The 14,996-nt window shown below is 63.8% G+C and carries 13 protein-coding genes; 5 read left to right on the forward strand and 8 right to left on the reverse strand.

The window, feature by feature from the left end; all coding sequences use genetic code 11:
- Nucleotides 1-36: 36 nt before the first annotated feature.
- The 6 genes from BLW50_RS05635 to BLW50_RS05660 form a co-directional block, all read right to left on the reverse strand.
- Nucleotides 37-1,512: an MFS transporter gene (locus BLW50_RS05635; protein WP_244544143.1), complete on the reverse strand. Its 1,476-nt coding sequence runs from the start codon at nucleotides 1,510-1,512 to the stop codon at nucleotides 37-39.
- Between the two features lie 84 nt (nucleotides 1,513-1,596).
- Nucleotides 1,597-2,070: a response regulator gene (locus BLW50_RS05640; protein ID WP_090698697.1), complete on the reverse strand. Its 474-nt coding sequence runs from the start codon at nucleotides 2,068-2,070 to the stop codon at nucleotides 1,597-1,599.
- A 199-nt stretch (nucleotides 2,071-2,269) separates the two neighbouring features.
- Complete coding sequence (locus tag BLW50_RS05645; protein ID WP_170850003.1) at nucleotides 2,270-3,280, reverse strand: Bug family tripartite tricarboxylate transporter substrate binding protein; 1,011 nt, start codon at nucleotides 3,278-3,280, stop codon at nucleotides 2,270-2,272.
- 67 nt (nucleotides 3,281-3,347) lie between these two features.
- Nucleotides 3,348-4,244: a VOC family protein gene (locus BLW50_RS05650; RefSeq protein ID WP_090698703.1), complete on the reverse strand. Its 897-nt coding sequence runs from the start codon at nucleotides 4,242-4,244 to the stop codon at nucleotides 3,348-3,350.
- 84 nt (nucleotides 4,245-4,328) lie between these two features.
- Nucleotides 4,329-5,228: an isocitrate lyase/PEP mutase family protein gene (locus BLW50_RS05655; RefSeq protein WP_090698706.1), complete on the reverse strand. Its 900-nt coding sequence runs from the start codon at nucleotides 5,226-5,228 to the stop codon at nucleotides 4,329-4,331.
- Between the two features lie 47 nt (nucleotides 5,229-5,275).
- On the reverse strand, nucleotides 5,276-6,586 hold the full coding sequence (locus BLW50_RS05660) for an alpha/beta hydrolase family protein (protein ID WP_090698708.1): 1,311 nt from the start codon (nucleotides 6,584-6,586) through the stop codon (nucleotides 5,276-5,278).
- Between the two features lie 255 nt (nucleotides 6,587-6,841).
- Between BLW50_RS05660 and guaB the strand changes: the two genes are divergently transcribed.
- Nucleotides 6,842-8,335, forward strand: a complete 1,494-nt coding sequence (gene guaB / locus BLW50_RS05665) for an IMP dehydrogenase (RefSeq protein ID WP_090698712.1) — start codon at nucleotides 6,842-6,844, stop codon at nucleotides 8,333-8,335.
- Between the two features lie 167 nt (nucleotides 8,336-8,502).
- Here the strand turns inward: guaB and BLW50_RS05670 are convergent, their stop codons facing one another.
- The gene (locus tag BLW50_RS05670; RefSeq protein ID WP_090708755.1) at nucleotides 8,503-9,381 is read right to left on the reverse strand and encodes an NmrA family NAD(P)-binding protein; all 879 of its coding nucleotides are present in this window, start codon (nucleotides 9,379-9,381) and stop codon (nucleotides 8,503-8,505) included.
- A gap of 85 nt (nucleotides 9,382-9,466) precedes the next feature.
- On the opposite strand from BLW50_RS05670, the gene BLW50_RS05675 reads away from it, so the two are divergent.
- From BLW50_RS05675 to BLW50_RS05685, 3 genes are all read left to right on the forward strand, one after another.
- Nucleotides 9,467-10,411, forward strand: a complete 945-nt coding sequence (locus BLW50_RS05675; RefSeq protein WP_170850392.1) for a LysR family transcriptional regulator — start codon at nucleotides 9,467-9,469, stop codon at nucleotides 10,409-10,411.
- Nucleotides 10,412-10,485: 74 nt separating this feature from the next.
- A complete protein-coding gene (locus BLW50_RS05680) occupies nucleotides 10,486-10,905 on the forward strand; it encodes an MAPEG family protein (RefSeq protein WP_090698717.1) in 420 nt (139 codons plus the stop codon).
- Nucleotides 10,906-10,944: 39 nt separating this feature from the next.
- The gene (locus BLW50_RS05685) at nucleotides 10,945-12,249 is read left to right on the forward strand and encodes an RsmB/NOP family class I SAM-dependent RNA methyltransferase (protein ID WP_090698721.1); all 1,305 of its coding nucleotides are present in this window, start codon (nucleotides 10,945-10,947) and stop codon (nucleotides 12,247-12,249) included.
- 9 nt (nucleotides 12,250-12,258) lie between these two features.
- On the opposite strand, the gene BLW50_RS05690 is transcribed toward BLW50_RS05685, so the two are convergent.
- Nucleotides 12,259-13,149 carry a GNAT family protein gene (locus BLW50_RS05690; RefSeq protein WP_170850004.1) on the reverse strand — a complete coding sequence of 297 codons (891 nt, stop codon included), beginning with the start codon at nucleotides 13,147-13,149 and terminating at the stop codon, nucleotides 12,259-12,261.
- Between the two features lie 209 nt (nucleotides 13,150-13,358).
- Between BLW50_RS05690 and guaA the strand changes: the two genes are divergently transcribed.
- On the forward strand, nucleotides 13,359-14,963 hold the full coding sequence (gene guaA, locus BLW50_RS05695) for a glutamine-hydrolyzing GMP synthase (RefSeq protein WP_090698729.1): 1,605 nt from the start codon (nucleotides 13,359-13,361) through the stop codon (nucleotides 14,961-14,963).
- Nucleotides 14,964-14,996 lie beyond the last annotated feature (33 nt).

A 14,996-nucleotide genomic window follows, 5' to 3' on the forward strand; every position in this document is an offset into this window, starting at 1 on the left:
GGCCAAAAGGCCGGAGCGCAATGGTGTTGGTGCGCGTCAGGCTGGGGTGGGCGAAGGGGCGGGCGCTGGCGTTGGCGCGGGGCTTGGCGCCTGAACCGCTGGCTGATCCCGGTCGGCGGGGAGGTGCCGTTTCGAGGGGCCGGCGAGGCCCTCGCCGGCATCGGGCGGCAGCCGCAGGTAGATCACGATCGACAGCAGCATCAACACACCCAAAGCTAGGAAGGCGGGCGCGAAAATATCCGGGGTGAGGGCGCTTTCGCCACGGGCGAACTGGGTCATTTCCACGAAGATGGCGCCCAGTGCGATCCCGCCGGAGGCGGCGATCTGCTGGCTGGTGGCATTGATGCCGGTGGCATTGCTCATGCGCGGGCTATCGACGTCGGAAAAAACCAGGCCGTTGAGGGTGGTGAACTGCAGGGACCGGAAGAAACCGCCGACGAGGAAAATCGACAGCAGGATCACATGCGGTGTCGCCGGAGTGAACAGCGCGTTGACGGCGAATGTGCCGGCGCAGACGATGCCGTTGACGATGAGCGTGTTGCGGAAGCCGAAGGTGCGCAGCACCCAGGCCGAAGCGACCTTCATGAACAGGGCGCCGATGGCGCTGACGAAGGTCAGCAGGCCGGAATGAAACGGCGACAGGCCGAAGCCCAGCTGCAGCATCAGCGGCAGGAGGAAGGGCACGGCGCCCATGCAGAGGCGGAAAATCGTGCCGCCGAGGATGGCGCGGCGAAACGTGACCAGCTGGAACAGGGTGAGGTCGAGCAGCGGATTGGGATGGTTGCGGGCGTGGCGGACATAAAGGCCAAGAAAGCCCAGGCCGGCCAGCACCAGCAGGATGTTGGGACCGGCGGAGATGAAATGGCCGCCGGCGAGCGAGAAGCCGAAGACGACACCGGTGAAGCCCAATCCGGCGAGGATGAAGCCCTTGAAGTCGAACACGCCGGGCTTCTCCTCGCGCACGTCGGCGATGTACTTCGTCACTAGGATCGCCCCGATGATGGCGATGGGGACGTTGATGAAGAAAATCCAGCGCCAGTGAAAATAAGTGGAGATGAAACCGCCGACAGGCGGCCCGAGCATCGGCCCCACCATGGCGGGAAAGGTGAGCCAGGTGAACGCCTCGATCATCTGCGAGCGCGGCACCGAGCGCAGCACGATGAGCCGTCCGACTGGCGTCATCATCGAGCCGCCGATCCCTTGGATGACTCGGCAGGCGACCAATTGCTCCAGCGATTGCGACAGTCCGGACAGGATCGAACCGGCGATGAAAATGACGAGCGCGACCCGGAAGACGTTGCGGGCGCCGAAACGATCCGCAACCCAGCCGCTGGCCGGGATGAACACCGCCAGCGACAGCATGTAGGAGGTCATCGCCAGCTTCAAAGACAGGGGGCTGGTGCCCAGATCGGCGGCGATCAGCGGCAGGGACGTCGAGATGACCGTGCTGTCCAGATTCTCCATGAGCAGTGCCGAGGCCACGATAAGCGCGGTGAGTAGGCTGCGGTCCAAAACGGAGAATCCTTGATGTCGGCACTGTTATGCGCCGGCACATTAGACCGCTCAGCTGCCTACGTCCAAAGCGTTAACCGCGTATCAAGAGGGCGAGAAATGCGGTTTTTGCAGAGGTCGCGGCCGGGGCGGGTCGGGCAGCTCCTCGGTGATCGCCTGGCCGGGCTTGGGGTGGACCTCCTGGGCCAAGACGATGAGCACCGTGTCGCGCAATTGTTTAAAGTTGAACGGTTTACACAGGAAGTCACTGGCGCCGGCGCTGATCGCCGTCTGCCAGTAGTCGAGCGACATGTTCGCCGTCATCATGATGAAGGGCTTGCGAGCGAGCGTCTGGTCGGCGCGCACCGAACGCAGCAGATCGATGCCCATCGCCGGCTCCATGTTCCAGTCGCTGACGATGATGTCGACGCGGGACTTGGTTAAGATATCCCAAGCCATCTCCACATCTGAGGCCAGGGCGACGCGCTTGAAGCCCATTCGGCGCAGCATGAAAGCCATGACTTCGCGAAAGCTTGAATCGTCTTCGACGACAAGCGCAACCATTGATTTCGTTATCATTACTGCCACTATTTCGGGGGTGGGACTTCCGAATCGCGAGAACGACGCAACGGCGATTGAGGGGCAGTGTTTACCTATGGAGGTGAATCCATACTTGCCGAAGTCGTTAAGATTTTAGCGATCTCGCGCGTCTTTTGTGGATCGGACGGCTTTTGAAATGGCGGCGCGGTTCTGTGCCGGAGCTCCGGCTCTGCGAGCCCTATTTCTGCTCCATCCAGCCATTGACCTCGCTCAGGACCGTTGGCGAGGTGGCGTATAATTTCTCGATCAGCGCGTCCACCTGGGGACCGCTCATGGCGCCGGTGGAATCGAGATTCATCTTCGTCAGGTCCGCCGTGAAGGCTGGATCAGCCATCGTCTCCTGGAAGGCGCGGCGCCAAAGATCGACAATCTTTGCGGGCGTACCGGGTGGCGCGATATAGGGCCTGGCGATGTCCTGCGACGAGAACACCAGCTGAATCGCTGAGCGCTGCTCGTCGGTCTTGGCCAGATCGGTGACGAGCCGAATCCCTTCCAGATCCGGGTGCCCGGTGAGCGCCAGCTGCAACAGAATCTTGATCTGCCCGCTTTTTACCCAGTTGAGACGAGAGGCCTTGATGCTCGACCAATTCCAGCTCGCCACGCCCTCGACCTCGCCGCGCTCCATCGCCAGGGCGATGTCTTCGGAAGATTTATAGCCGCGGACGATCTCGAACCTGGTGCCAAGCAGGCCGTTCAGGATCGAGGGAAACACGATGTTTCCCGACGTGGGGCCGCCGCCGCCGACAAGGACTTTGCGTGAGAAAGCATCTTGAATCGAGGAGACCCCAGACTTCGCGGTGACGGCGACCACGCCGACTTCGCTGGCCAGACTGGCGAGCCAGATCAGGCGGCGCGGATCGAAGCGAACGTTCGGCACTTTGTAGAGTTGGACGGTGGCGATCGATCCGCCGACAGCGCCAATCTCGGTGCCGTCCTTGCGCGCCGCTTCAGCAATGTAATTGGCCGACATGAGAGTGCCGGCGCCCGGTAGCTCTCTGATGATGACGGACGGCGTTCCCGGAAGCCGTTTGCCGATATGCGCCGCCAGCACGCGCGCATAGAGTGCATAGCCGCCGCCCGACGCGTAGATGGAAATGGTTTTTCCTGCGAAGTTCGGTTCCTCCGCCGCTTGCGCGGAGGCTGCGAAAAGGCATAGCGATACCAAGCTCAACACAGGCCATTTCGCCATCGGTCCCTCCCTCTGGCAGCACTCTTGCCTCTGGTCGCATTCTTGCGACGTACTTGGTGGACAGGTGCTACGGATAGCCCGGCATGTTCGCGGTTGAGCCAGAACCGAAACCCCAATAGTTGCGCAGGGTCTCGGGGCCATGTTGTTTCGGCCGCAGAGGCGTTTCCTGATGCCACGGACGCGGATCGAAATAGCCGAGCGCTTCGTCCTTCATCTGATCCATTTCGGTGTAGAGCTCGACGCGCACGCCATCATGGTTGCGATGGTAGGCCGCGATGTTATGGCCGATGACGTGGCGACCCGGGCCCCAGACAAGCAGCAGATTGTTCTTGGCCAGGTAGTCGCAGGCGCGGTGGATTTCCGGCCAGTCCTGGAGTTCGAAGGCGATGTGATGCAGCTGCGCCTTCGGGTCGTTGACGAAATTGATCGCGTGGTGGTCGGAGTTGCAGCGTAGGAAACAAAAGAAATCGCCGCGAATGTCCGACAGCCGGAAGCCCAATATTTCCATATAGAACTTCATCACCGGCTTGATGTCTTCGCAACGATAAGCGACATGCCCCAGCTTGAGGGGCATGATGCCGATGGGCTTCTCCAGGTCCTTGGCGAATTCATATTCGGCGTAGACGTCGATATGGGTGCCCTTGTTGTCCTTGAAGGTGATGGCGTCCTTGACGCCAGGCGAAATCTCGCTGCGCCGCTCAGCCTTCACACCGTGCTTGGATAGGGCCTTGATGCAGTCGTTGAGATCGGTACCGGGGGCGACTTGGAAGGAGAGGCGAGATAGTTCCGCGTGATCACCCTCAACCAGGGCGATGGCTTCGAGGCCCATCTTGGTGGCGAGGATCGCACTCTTCTTGTCGCGGGCAACCACATTGAGACCGATGACCTCGTTATAATATTCGATGGCTCGATCGAGGTTCGGCGTGGTCAGGGTGGCATGGCCGAGGCGGCGCACATCAATCATGAGCGTAGCCTCCCATGCATGAGGTTTTGCATGAGGCTTCGCCACCGTCCTTGTCGTTCTTCATGTTGTCCTCCCTTTTTTCGTTTAGCGCTTTTTATGGGCGCCTATAATATTTGCCGCCGCGTCGAGATCGGATTGTTCGCGCGTGCGCAGGCCGGGCAATCCGACCAGATCGGTGAAGGCGTCGAAGGTCACCATGCGATCCTGCTGGCCGCGGCTGATGCCATCGACCGCCAGCGCCCGCATGAATTCCTGCAAGGTGCGCGTGACAGCCAAGAGTGCCGAGACCGGCCAGATGGCCGCGCTGAAGCCAACGTCCTGCAATTCGCGCGCGGTCAGTTCTGGCGTCATGCCAAAGTCGACCATATTGGCGAGATGCCTGCCTTCGACCTCGCCGCAGATACGGCGCATCTGCGCCAAGGTGCGCGGCGCTTCGACGAAGAGCAGATCGGCGCCGGCTTCGCGAAACAGATTGGCGCGCTCGATCGCCGCTTCGATGCCTTCCACCGCGATGGCATCGGTGCGGGCGAGAATGATGAAGTCGCCGTCTTCGCGCGCGTCAACGGCGGCTTTCACCTTGGCGATCATGTCCTCGACCGGAATGATCGCCTTGCCTGGCGTGTGACCGCAGCGCTTGGGGAAGACCTGATCCTCGATCAGGATGCCGCCGGCGCCGGCGCGCTCGAACAGCTTTACGGTGCGGCGCACGTTGGTGACATTGCCAAAGCCCGTGTCGGCATCGGCCAGGACGGGAATGGACACCGCATCGCAGATGCGGGCGGTGTGATCGGCCATTTCGGTCAATGACAATTGCGAGGAGTCGGGCTCCGCCAAGGTCGCGCCGGTGGCGGCGAAGCCGCCGAGGAAGGCGGCCTTGTGTCCGGCCTGTTCGGCGATCCGTGCGGACAAAGCATCGTAGATGCCAGGCATGGCGCAGATCGCCGGCGCCTCGATCAAGGTCCGCAATTGTTTTGTCGGTTTCATCAAGCGTTTCCTGTGGCGTCCATCCGTGTTGGCGCGTGGTTACAAGGTTAGGACAGATATGTCCTATCGATTTTGCCGGTTGCATCGACATACCAGCGTTCACTTGTCGTCATGGGGGTGCCGGCGAGGCGGGCCTGCATCCAGTCGGCGATGAGCGTCGGCGCGAAGGGGCCGAGCGTCGCCGCTGGCACGGTGCCGATGGCGTGACGGGAATCCTGGTAGATCACGAGCTGGCGCGGGCCTTGGATCTTACTCATCATCTCTTCGACGAAATGCAGCGGGCTCAGCTCGTCGGATTCACCGGTGAGGCAGAGCAGGGGCGCCTTGATCTTCTCGGCGTGGCCGCGCCAGGACAGGTTTTTCGCGAAACGGTCGAAGGCCGCTTCGTCGGTATAATTGGCCATGAACATGAAGCGCATTTTGAACGTCGGCGACGCCTCTTCGAAAATCGTGTGGCAGCCGGGTTCGAGACAGGGCGCGTTGAGCGCGATGGCTTTGATGCGCGGCTCGTTGGCGCCAGCCAGCGTCGAGAAGAACGTGCCGAAACTGGTGCCCGACAGGCCGATCCTATCGCCGTCGATCTCAGGCCGCGTCAGCAGCCAGTCGACGCAGGCCGTGCCGGTGGCGGCCCAGGCTTCCGGCGTGACGTAGATGCCGAGCAGGGGGCATTCGTATTGGCCGGGGCCGTCGATGGCGAGAACGGCGATGCCGCGATTGAGCCAGCGATCGCCGTAGAGAGAGACGCTGCATTCCTTAAAGCTGTCCATGCCTGGCACGGCAATGACCACCGGCACGCGCCCGCCGGCATAGCCATAGGGCAGGTGCAGCCAGGCCGGCAGCTTTTTGCCGCCGAGCGGAATCCAGACTTCCTCGACCTGATGGTCGGCGATCTCCGCATAGGCGCGGTAGTTGGCGCGCTTGGCAGCGTTGTAGCGCTGATTGGTGGCGTCGGCCGCGTCGATCGGCCATTGCGCCGCGCCCCAGTGGACCGCTGCGATGAAATGATTGTCGCGGGCGGTGACGGTCTCGCCCGCCGCCGCAGCCGTTTCGGCGCGGGCCTGCCGACGCTTGGCCAAGGCCTCGAAGGCGGGCGCGGCATCGGCATATTTGCGGATACGCAGGCGCGCGGCGGAAAAATCCGCATTGGCCTCCGAGCCGCAGGGCGCCGACAGATAGATCGAGCGCGGCTGGTCCCAATCGATGCCATTGGCCTGGATGATGTTGTCGAGGAGCCAGCGTTGCTCGGTCCAGCGCCGCGTGGAGGGGTGAGCGGCGGTGTGTCCTGTGGTGTGGGCGGGAGCGCCCTCGGACGGCGCGCTGTGTGGAATCCTGTCGAATCGCGAAATTTCGTGCCGCATCCTGCCTCCCGTTTGGCTTTAATCGCCATTTCCCCAGGCATATCGCGCAACCGGGCCGTTTGTCGATCCGAGCTATTCGCGCTGGTCAGGTCTGCTAGTTGTGGTCTCAGGGGCAAAATTCGCAATATTTAGTTGCGCATCGTCGTATGCATGCTAAGAGCCGCTGCCAACCCTGTTCCCTATGACCAAGCGGAAACGAGTCGCCTCGCGAGCTCGTACCCGTTTCGCATCCGAAACACATCCAGGAGTTTGGCAATGGCCGCAATTGAACGTCCGACCTTCGAAACCGCACTGACGTTCGACGACGTTTTGCTGAAGCCCGGCCATTCCGAAGTCATGCCCTCTGGCGTTGACCTTCGCACCCGCCTTACGCGCTCGATCAGCCTCAACCTGCCGATCATTTCCTCCGCCATGGATACGGTGACGGAAGCACGCCTCGCCATCGCCATGGCCCAGGCCGGCGGCATTGGCGTCATCCATCGTAATCTCGATCCGGAAGTGCAGGCGGAAGAGGTCCGGCGGGTCAAGCGCTACGAGAGCGGCACGGTGATCAACCCGATCACCATCTATCCCGATCAGACATTGGCCGACGCGCTTGAGCTGATGAAGGCGCATGCGATCTCCGGCATTCCGGTGGTCGAGCGCGGCAATCCGGGCAAGCCGTCGAAGCTGGTGGGCATTCTCACCCATCGCGATGTGCGCTTCGCCGCCGAGCCGGCGCAGCCGGTCTCCGAACTGATGACCAAGAAAGTCGTCACGGTGCGCGAAGGCGTGACGCAAGACGAAGCGCGCCGCCTGTTGCATCATCATCGTATCGAAAAGCTGATCGTGGTCGATGACGACGGCCGTTGCGTCGGCCTGATGACCGTCAAGGACATCGAGAAGGCGACGCTGCATCCCAACGCCTGCAAGGACGAGCAGGGCCGTCTGCGCGTTGCCGCTGCCTCGACCATCGGCGACAAGGGTTTTGAGCGGGCGCTGTTGCTGATCGAAGCCGGCGTCGACTGCGTTGTCGTCGACACCGCCCATGGCCATTCGCAGAACGTGCTCGACCAGGTGACGCGCATCAAGCGCATCTCCAACAAGGTCGCGGTCATCGCCGGCAATGTGGCGACGGCTGATGGCACCAAGGCTTTGATCGACGCGGGCGCCGATGCGATCAAGGTCGGCATCGGCCCGGGCTCGATCTGCACGACACGTATCGTTGCTGGCGTTGGCGTGCCGCAGCTCACCGCCATTCTCGATTCCGCCGAAGAGGCGCGTAAGCAAAACATTCCGGTGATCGGCGACGGCGGCATCAAATTCTCCGGCGATCTGGCCAAGGCGATCGCGGCCGGCGCCGAATGCGTGATGATCGGTTCGCTGCTGGCGGGCACGGATGAGAGCCCCGGCGAAGTGTTTCTCTTCCAGGGCCGCTCGTTCAAGGCCTATCGCGGCATGGGCTCTGTCGGCGCTATGGCGCGCGGCTCGGCCGATCGCTACTTCCAGCAGGACATCAAGGACACGCTGAAACTGGTGCCGGAAGGCATCGAGGGGCAGGTGCCGTATAAGGGGCCGGTTGGCGCGGTGGTGCATCAGCTCGCCGGTGGTCTCAGAGCGGCGATGGGTTATGTCGGCGCGCCAGACATCACCGAATTCCAGAAGCGCGCCCGCTTCGTGCGCATCTCCAGCGCCGGCCTGCGCGAGAGCCATGTGCATGACGTCTCGATCGTGCGCGAGAGCCCGAACTATCCGATGGGTGGTGGCTAGGCGAAAGGGCCTTACTTCGGGGCGTATCTAGGGCCTCGAGGGTGTGCCGACATTCCTCTGCGGTGAAGGCGGAGAGGCAATCGGCGACGACCGGCCAGGTCGTCGACGGTTCTGGCCGTTGCCTTTTCAGTAGGGCTTTGGGCCTTGGGGAACGGCTGTGCGGGCGATCAGCTGCCGGCTGGTTCAAGCGTTGCGACAAGGCGCTCTATCGCTGTCGTCAGAGAAATCGTGCCGCGCCGGTGCTCGCTGTCGTTCTGGCGGATGAACAGGCCGTTGGCGATGCCCTCATACATGCCGACAAGCGCGCTCGCGACCTCGCCGGGCACGCCTGCCTCGACCAGCAGCGCGGCGCGGCGCTCCGGCAGCACCAGCACCGGCGCCACCGGGCGGCCGAGAGCTTGCGCCAAGGCCAACGCCACATCGCTGGCGCTCCAGTCTTCGGGGCCGGCCAACTCCACGATCCGCTTGCCGGTCCATTCCTCGCACAGCACGGTTGCCGCTGCGCGCCCGACATCGATCGTGCTCACCATCGGGATTTTTTGTGAGGGTTCGAGAAAGGTCGGCAGCACGCTTTCCGACATGACGGCTTCCGCCACCTCGCTCCAGGTCTCGACAAAATAGCCCGACCGCAGGAAGGCGGTCGCCGGCGCCACGCCGTCAAGCAGCGCCTCGAACCGGTTGAGGGTGGCGATGACGCCCGTGCCGGCGATATGCTGCGCGCCGATCGACGACAGGACAACAGCCTTGGGCAGACGCGCCCGCCGAACTGCATCGGCCAGTGCCGCGCCGAGTTCGTCCGTGCGCGCATAGGGATCACCGCTCACCGGCGGCGGATTGATCAGGAACGCTCCCGACGCGCCCTTCAGCGCATCGGCCATCGCGTCAGCGTCCTCCATGGTTGCGACGGCCACTTCGGCGCCGAGGGCTACCCACTTTCTACCCTGTTCCTTTCGACGCAGAATGACACGCACGGCCTCGCCGCGTTCGATGAGGGCGCGCGCTGCCTCGCCGCTGGCCCGTCCATTTGCTCCAAAGATGACATGCATGATCGCCACTCCGTCCGTTCTCTCGACGGAGGAACGGATAGGGGCGGGACTTTCATGCGTCCAATGCATGTCATATATAGTTAGTATGCGCGAAGTGGATTTTCGACGGATCGACCTCAACCTGCTGGTGGCGCTTGAGGCACTGCTGGACGAAAAGAGCGTCACAAGGGCTGCCCAGCGGCTCGGTATGAGCCAGCCGGCCGCGAGCCGTGCCCTGGGGCGGTTGCGCGCGCTGTTTTCAGACGCGCTGCTGGTCGATGGGCCGGGCGGCTACGTCCTCAGCTCCCGTGCCGAAGAGGTGCGCCCGATGCTGCGCAGGATATTGGCAGACGTGGGCGACATGTTGGAAGCGAACACGTTCGATCCAGCGACGGCGACGGGTCGAATCCGGCTTCTCATGCCCGATCTCCAGGCCGCCGCGCTCGCGCCGCATTTGCTCGCCCGCCTTGCCCGCGAAGCACCATCGCTTGATCTCGATATTGTCGCGCCAGGCACCGATGGGGTTGAAGCGCTGGAGCAGGGTGTCGCGGATGCGATGGTGGCGCTGATCGATGAAGCGCCGGCCGGCATTCACCGCCGCCGCCTCTATGACGAAGAACTCGTGACGCTCGTGCGCGCGCATCACCCCGCGCTCACCGAAGAACTCACCCTCGAGCGCTTTCTGGCGCTCGAGCATATCGTGGTGAGCGTCACCGGCGTCGGGCCTGCGCCTGTCGATGAGGTGCTGGCGCGGATGGGGCGGGGGCGACGGGTGAAGCTGCGCGTGCCGAACTTCTTCGCGGCGGTCGAGATCGCCGCTCGCTCCGACCTGATCATGACGCTGCCATCGAGCCTGGCGCGAGCGGCCGCGAACATGAGGCGCTTCGTGTCGCTCCCGCCGCCCCTCGATCTTGGCAGCTTCACGATGAGCCTTGCCTGGCACGCGCGCCAGCAAGACGCGCCCAGGCACATATGGTTGAGACGCGCCATTGTCGCGGCGGCGAGCGATATGTCATCGGACGGGCATCACACGCGTGACATTGAGGCTTGACTTGCAGGGCTGGTGACGAGCCTCCTAGACTCCACCCTCCCAGGCGATTGGCTCGCCGCAGCAAAGGTTCACGCATGTCAGTTCAGGCCATTCTGCTGCCGGTGTTCGTCTATGTGGCGCTGATCCTCATTCTGCTGCTCGAACTGGGGCGGCGGCGCGCCGGGGCGGTGCGGACACGGCAGGTGGGTAAGGATGCGGCGCTGCGCGAAAACGCCTGGCCGGATGATGTGACCCAGGTGTCGAACGCGTTTCGCAATCAGTTCGAAGTCCCGGTGCTGTTTCTGGCGCTGGTGGCCTTCGCCATGTTCACGCGCAAGGCGGACTTTCTGTTCGTTGTGCTGTCCTGGGTGTTCGTCATCTCGCGCTATCTGCATGCCTTCGTCCACATCACGTTCAATGCGGTGGCGTGGCGCTTTTCGGCCTATTTCATCGGTGTGCTCGTGCTGGTTGTGATGTGGGTGATCTTCGCCGTGCAGATTCTTGGGGCGATTTAGAAAACTGGACTTTCCGGCCCGGATCGTCACAAGGGGCGCATGACACCCGCAGCCCGCATCGCCGCCGCCATCGAGATTCTCGAAGACATTGAAACCCGCCGCCGCCCCGCCGGCGACGCCCTGAAGGATTGGGGCCTGCGCCACCGCTTCGCCGGCTCAAAGGACCGTTCGGGCATCGCCAGCCTAGTCTATGACGCTTTGCGGGTGCGCGCCTCCGCCGCCTGGATCATGGGGCAAGACCAGGGCCAGCCGACCCCGCGCGCGGTCATGCTGGGCGCGCTCAAGCGTGGGCGTGGCATGCAGGTGGACGCCATCGCCGGGCTCTGTGGCGCTGGCCCGCATGCGCCGCCCGCGCTGACCGACGACGAACGCCAGCGGCTGACGGCCGACGATCTCAGCGCCGCGCCCGACCATGTGAAGGGCGATTATCCGGAATGGCTGGCGGCCTCCTTCGCCGCCGCCTTCGGCGATAAGGCCGTGGCGGAAGGCATGGCGCTGGCGGAACGCGCGCCGGTCGATCTGCGCGCCAACACACTCAAGCTTGGTCGTGACAAAGCCCTGGAAGGGCTGAGCCATCTGGGCGCGCAGCCGACGGCGCTGTCGCCCTGGGGTCTGCGCATCTCGGTCACCGCCGATGGGCGCGGCCCGGCGCTGGCGGCCGAGCCCGCCTATGTCAAAGGTCAAGTGGAGGTGCAGGACGAAGCTTCGCAGCTCGCGGCCCTCATCGCTGGCGCCAAGCCCGGCTGGCAGGTGCTGGATCTGTGCGCTGGGGCCGGCGGCAAATCCCTGGCGCTCGCCGCCATGATGGACAACAAGGGCCAGATTTTCGCCACCGACAACGACGGCCGCCGGCTGATGCCGATCTACGAGCGGCTGGAGCGCTCAGGCGCGCGCAATGTGCAGGTGCGGGCGCCGAAGGCCGGCAAGATGGATCTCGCCGATCTCGAAGGCCGCTGCGATCTCGTCTTCGTCGATGCGCCGTGCACTGGCACCGGCACCTGGCGGCGCAGCCCCGACGCCAAATGGCGGACACGGCCGGGCGCGCTGCAACAGCGCCAGAAGCAGCAGGACGAAGTGCTGCGCCAGGCCGCATCTTACGTGAAAACCGGCGGCCGCCTCGTTTACGTCACCTGTTCGGTGCTGCGCGAGGAGAACGAGGAGCGCGTCACGTCATTCCTGGAGAGCAACGCCAGCTTCCTGCCGTTGGAAGCAGCGCATCTGGCGCGCGGCGCCGGCAACGAGGCTTTGGCGCAGTTCGCCTCGCCGCATGGGCCTGGCCTGCGGCTATCGCCGGCCAGCGCCGGCACCGACGGGTTTTATATAGCCGTCATGCTGAAAGCATGATCGGCAGCGTCACGCTGCGTATGTGATCGGCTGTTGCAGGCTGACCGGGCACCAGCGGCCCGGCCGGCCGCCGTTCTGATAGGTGACGTTGAGCAGCATGAAGGCTTCGCGCTGCATCGGCCGGAAGCCCAGTTCCGCGGCGCGGCTGCTGCGCATGTCGTGCAGCTGAAAATCCCACTGCGAGAGCTGGTTTTCGAGTGCCGCCAGCGCGAAGGCCAGGGCGCCCTTGCGCTTTTCAAACAGGCTTTCGCTGACAAACACACGGCCCGAGGCGACGCCGAAGCCGCCGGCCAGGAGTTCGCCGGCCCGGTTGCGCACGGCGAAGCAATGGCCAAACCCCTGGTCGAACAGATTGGCGAACACCTGCAGTGCCGTCGGGCTGAGGCCGAAGCCTTCGCCATTCAGGGTAGCGGCGGCAGCGCAGGCGGCAGAGACCTGCTCAAAGCCCTGGTCGAGCTCGAAGACATAATCGCTGGTTGGCCACAGCTCGTCGGCGACGGGCTTGCGGATCATCCGTTCCTGCGGCGACCACCAGGTGGCGCGGCCCAAGATCCAGCGCGGAAAGAAGCCGGCCGCGTAGCCCCCGGCGATGGCCACCGGCGACAGATCGTCGATGACGCCGGCGAGCCCATCAGGCCGGCGGCGCACCTCTTCCAGGCCCGGCAGGCCGGTGTGGCCGAGGACGGCGGTGCGGACGAAGAAATCAGCGGTCTGGGGCAGGTCGCGGATGTGGCGCAGCAAATAGCCGACATCGGCGCCAATCCGCGAGAGGCGCGTTAAAACCGTCTCGCGGAACATCCGCTCACGGTATTTGCGACGTTCGGCGCGGGTCATATCGGTGCCCCAGTCGGATCCGTCCGAAAAGAGTGTCCCAAACTGCGCGATTCGATAATTCAGCATAACCTGTCCCTGCCGGTTCCGGCGCATTCATTCCCGGTTGCAGCCCCGGTTGCACACAGGGCTTAGCCGGCAGGGTGTTGCAGGCGGCTCAAGCAAATCGCTCAAAACCCAGTTAAAACCGGTTCACCATGGTGGCTGCGGCACTCCTGCCGTTGCACCTTTCCGGGGGGTGCCTTAATCGAAGTCCTTGCCCGGAGACCCAGAATTCCATGACCGCCGCCCAAAACGACACCCACTCGGACATCACCGCCCACCACGACAAAGTGCTGATCATCGACTTCGGCTCGCAGGTGACGCAGCTCATCGCCCGCCGCGTCCGCGAAGCCGGGGTCTATTGCGAGCTGGCGCCGTTCCAGAGCGCCGAGAAAGCCTTCAAGGAGCTGAATCCAAAGGCTGTTATCCTCTCGGGCGGACCGTGCTCGGTAACCGATGAGGGTTCGCCCCGGGCGCCGCAGGCGGTGTTTGACGCCGGCATTCCGATCCTCTCCATCTGCTATGGCCAGCAGACCACCGCCGTGCAGCTCGGCGGTGAGGTCGAAGGCGGGCACGCCGCGGAGTTCGGCCGGGCCGATATCGAGATCAAGGAAAACAGCGCGCTCTTCGACGGTTTGTGGGAAATCGGCGGCCGTTATCCGGTGTGGATGAGCCACGGCGATCGCGTCACGCGGTTACCGGAAGGTTTCACCGTCAAGGCTGTCAGCGAGAACGCCCCCTTCGCCATCGCCAGCGACGAGAAGCGCCGCATCTACACCACCATGTTCCACCCGGAAGTGGTGCACACCCCCGACGGCGCCAAGCTGATCGCCAACTTCGTCCATAAGATCGCCGGCCTGAAGAGCGACTGGACCATGGCCGCCTTCCGTGGCGAAGCGGTGAAGGCGATCCGCGCGCAAGTCGGCGAGGGCAGGGTGCTCTGCGGGCTCTCGGGCGGTGTCGACAGCTCGGTGGCCGCCGTGCTGATCCATGAAGCCATCGGCGACCGTCTCACCTGCGTCTTCGTCGACCATGGCCTGATGCGCCACGGCGAGGCCGACCAGGTGGTGACCCTGTTCCGCGACCATTACAACATCCCGCTCGTCCATGTGGACGCCAGCGACATGTTCATCGGCGCGCTCGAAGGCGTTTCCGATCCCGAGACCAAGCGCAAGACCATCGGCAAACTGTTCATCGACGTGTTCGAGGAACAGGCCAAGAAGATCGCCAGCGACGGGCGCGGCGCGCCGCAGTTCCTGGCGCAAGGCACGCTCTACCCGGATGTGATCGAAAGCGTCTCCTTCACCGGCGGCCCCTCGGTGACGATCAAGAGCCACCACAATGTCGGCGGCCTGCCAGCCCGCATGAACATGAAGCTGGTCGAACCGCTACGCGAACTGTTCAAGGACGAAGTGCGCGCGCTCGGCCGCGAGCTCGGCCTCACCAAGGCCTTCGTCGACCGCCACCCCTTCCCAGGCCCCGGCCTCGCCATCCGCATCCCCGGCGCTATTTCGCGCGAGAAGCTCGACATCCTGCGCAAGGCCGATCTGATCTACCTCGAAGAGATCCGCAAGGCCGGCCTCTACGACAAGATCTGGCAAGCCTTCGCCGTGCTGCTACCGGTGCGCACCGTGGGCGTGATGGGCGACGGCCGCACCTACGACCATGTCTGCGCGCTGCGCGCCGTGACATCAGTCGACGGCATGACGGCGGACTTCTTCCCGTTCGACATGAACGTGCTGGGACGCACCGCGACGCGCATCATCAATGAAGTGCGGGGGATTAACCGGGTGGTTTATGACGTGACGTCGAAGCCGCCGGGGACGATTGAGTGGGAGTGAATGCGAGACGTTTCCCGACAACAGGCCTTCCAT

Source organism: Beijerinckia sp. 28-YEA-48 (genome assembly GCF_900104955.1).
GTDB lineage: Bacteria > Pseudomonadota > Alphaproteobacteria > Rhizobiales > Beijerinckiaceae > Terripilifer.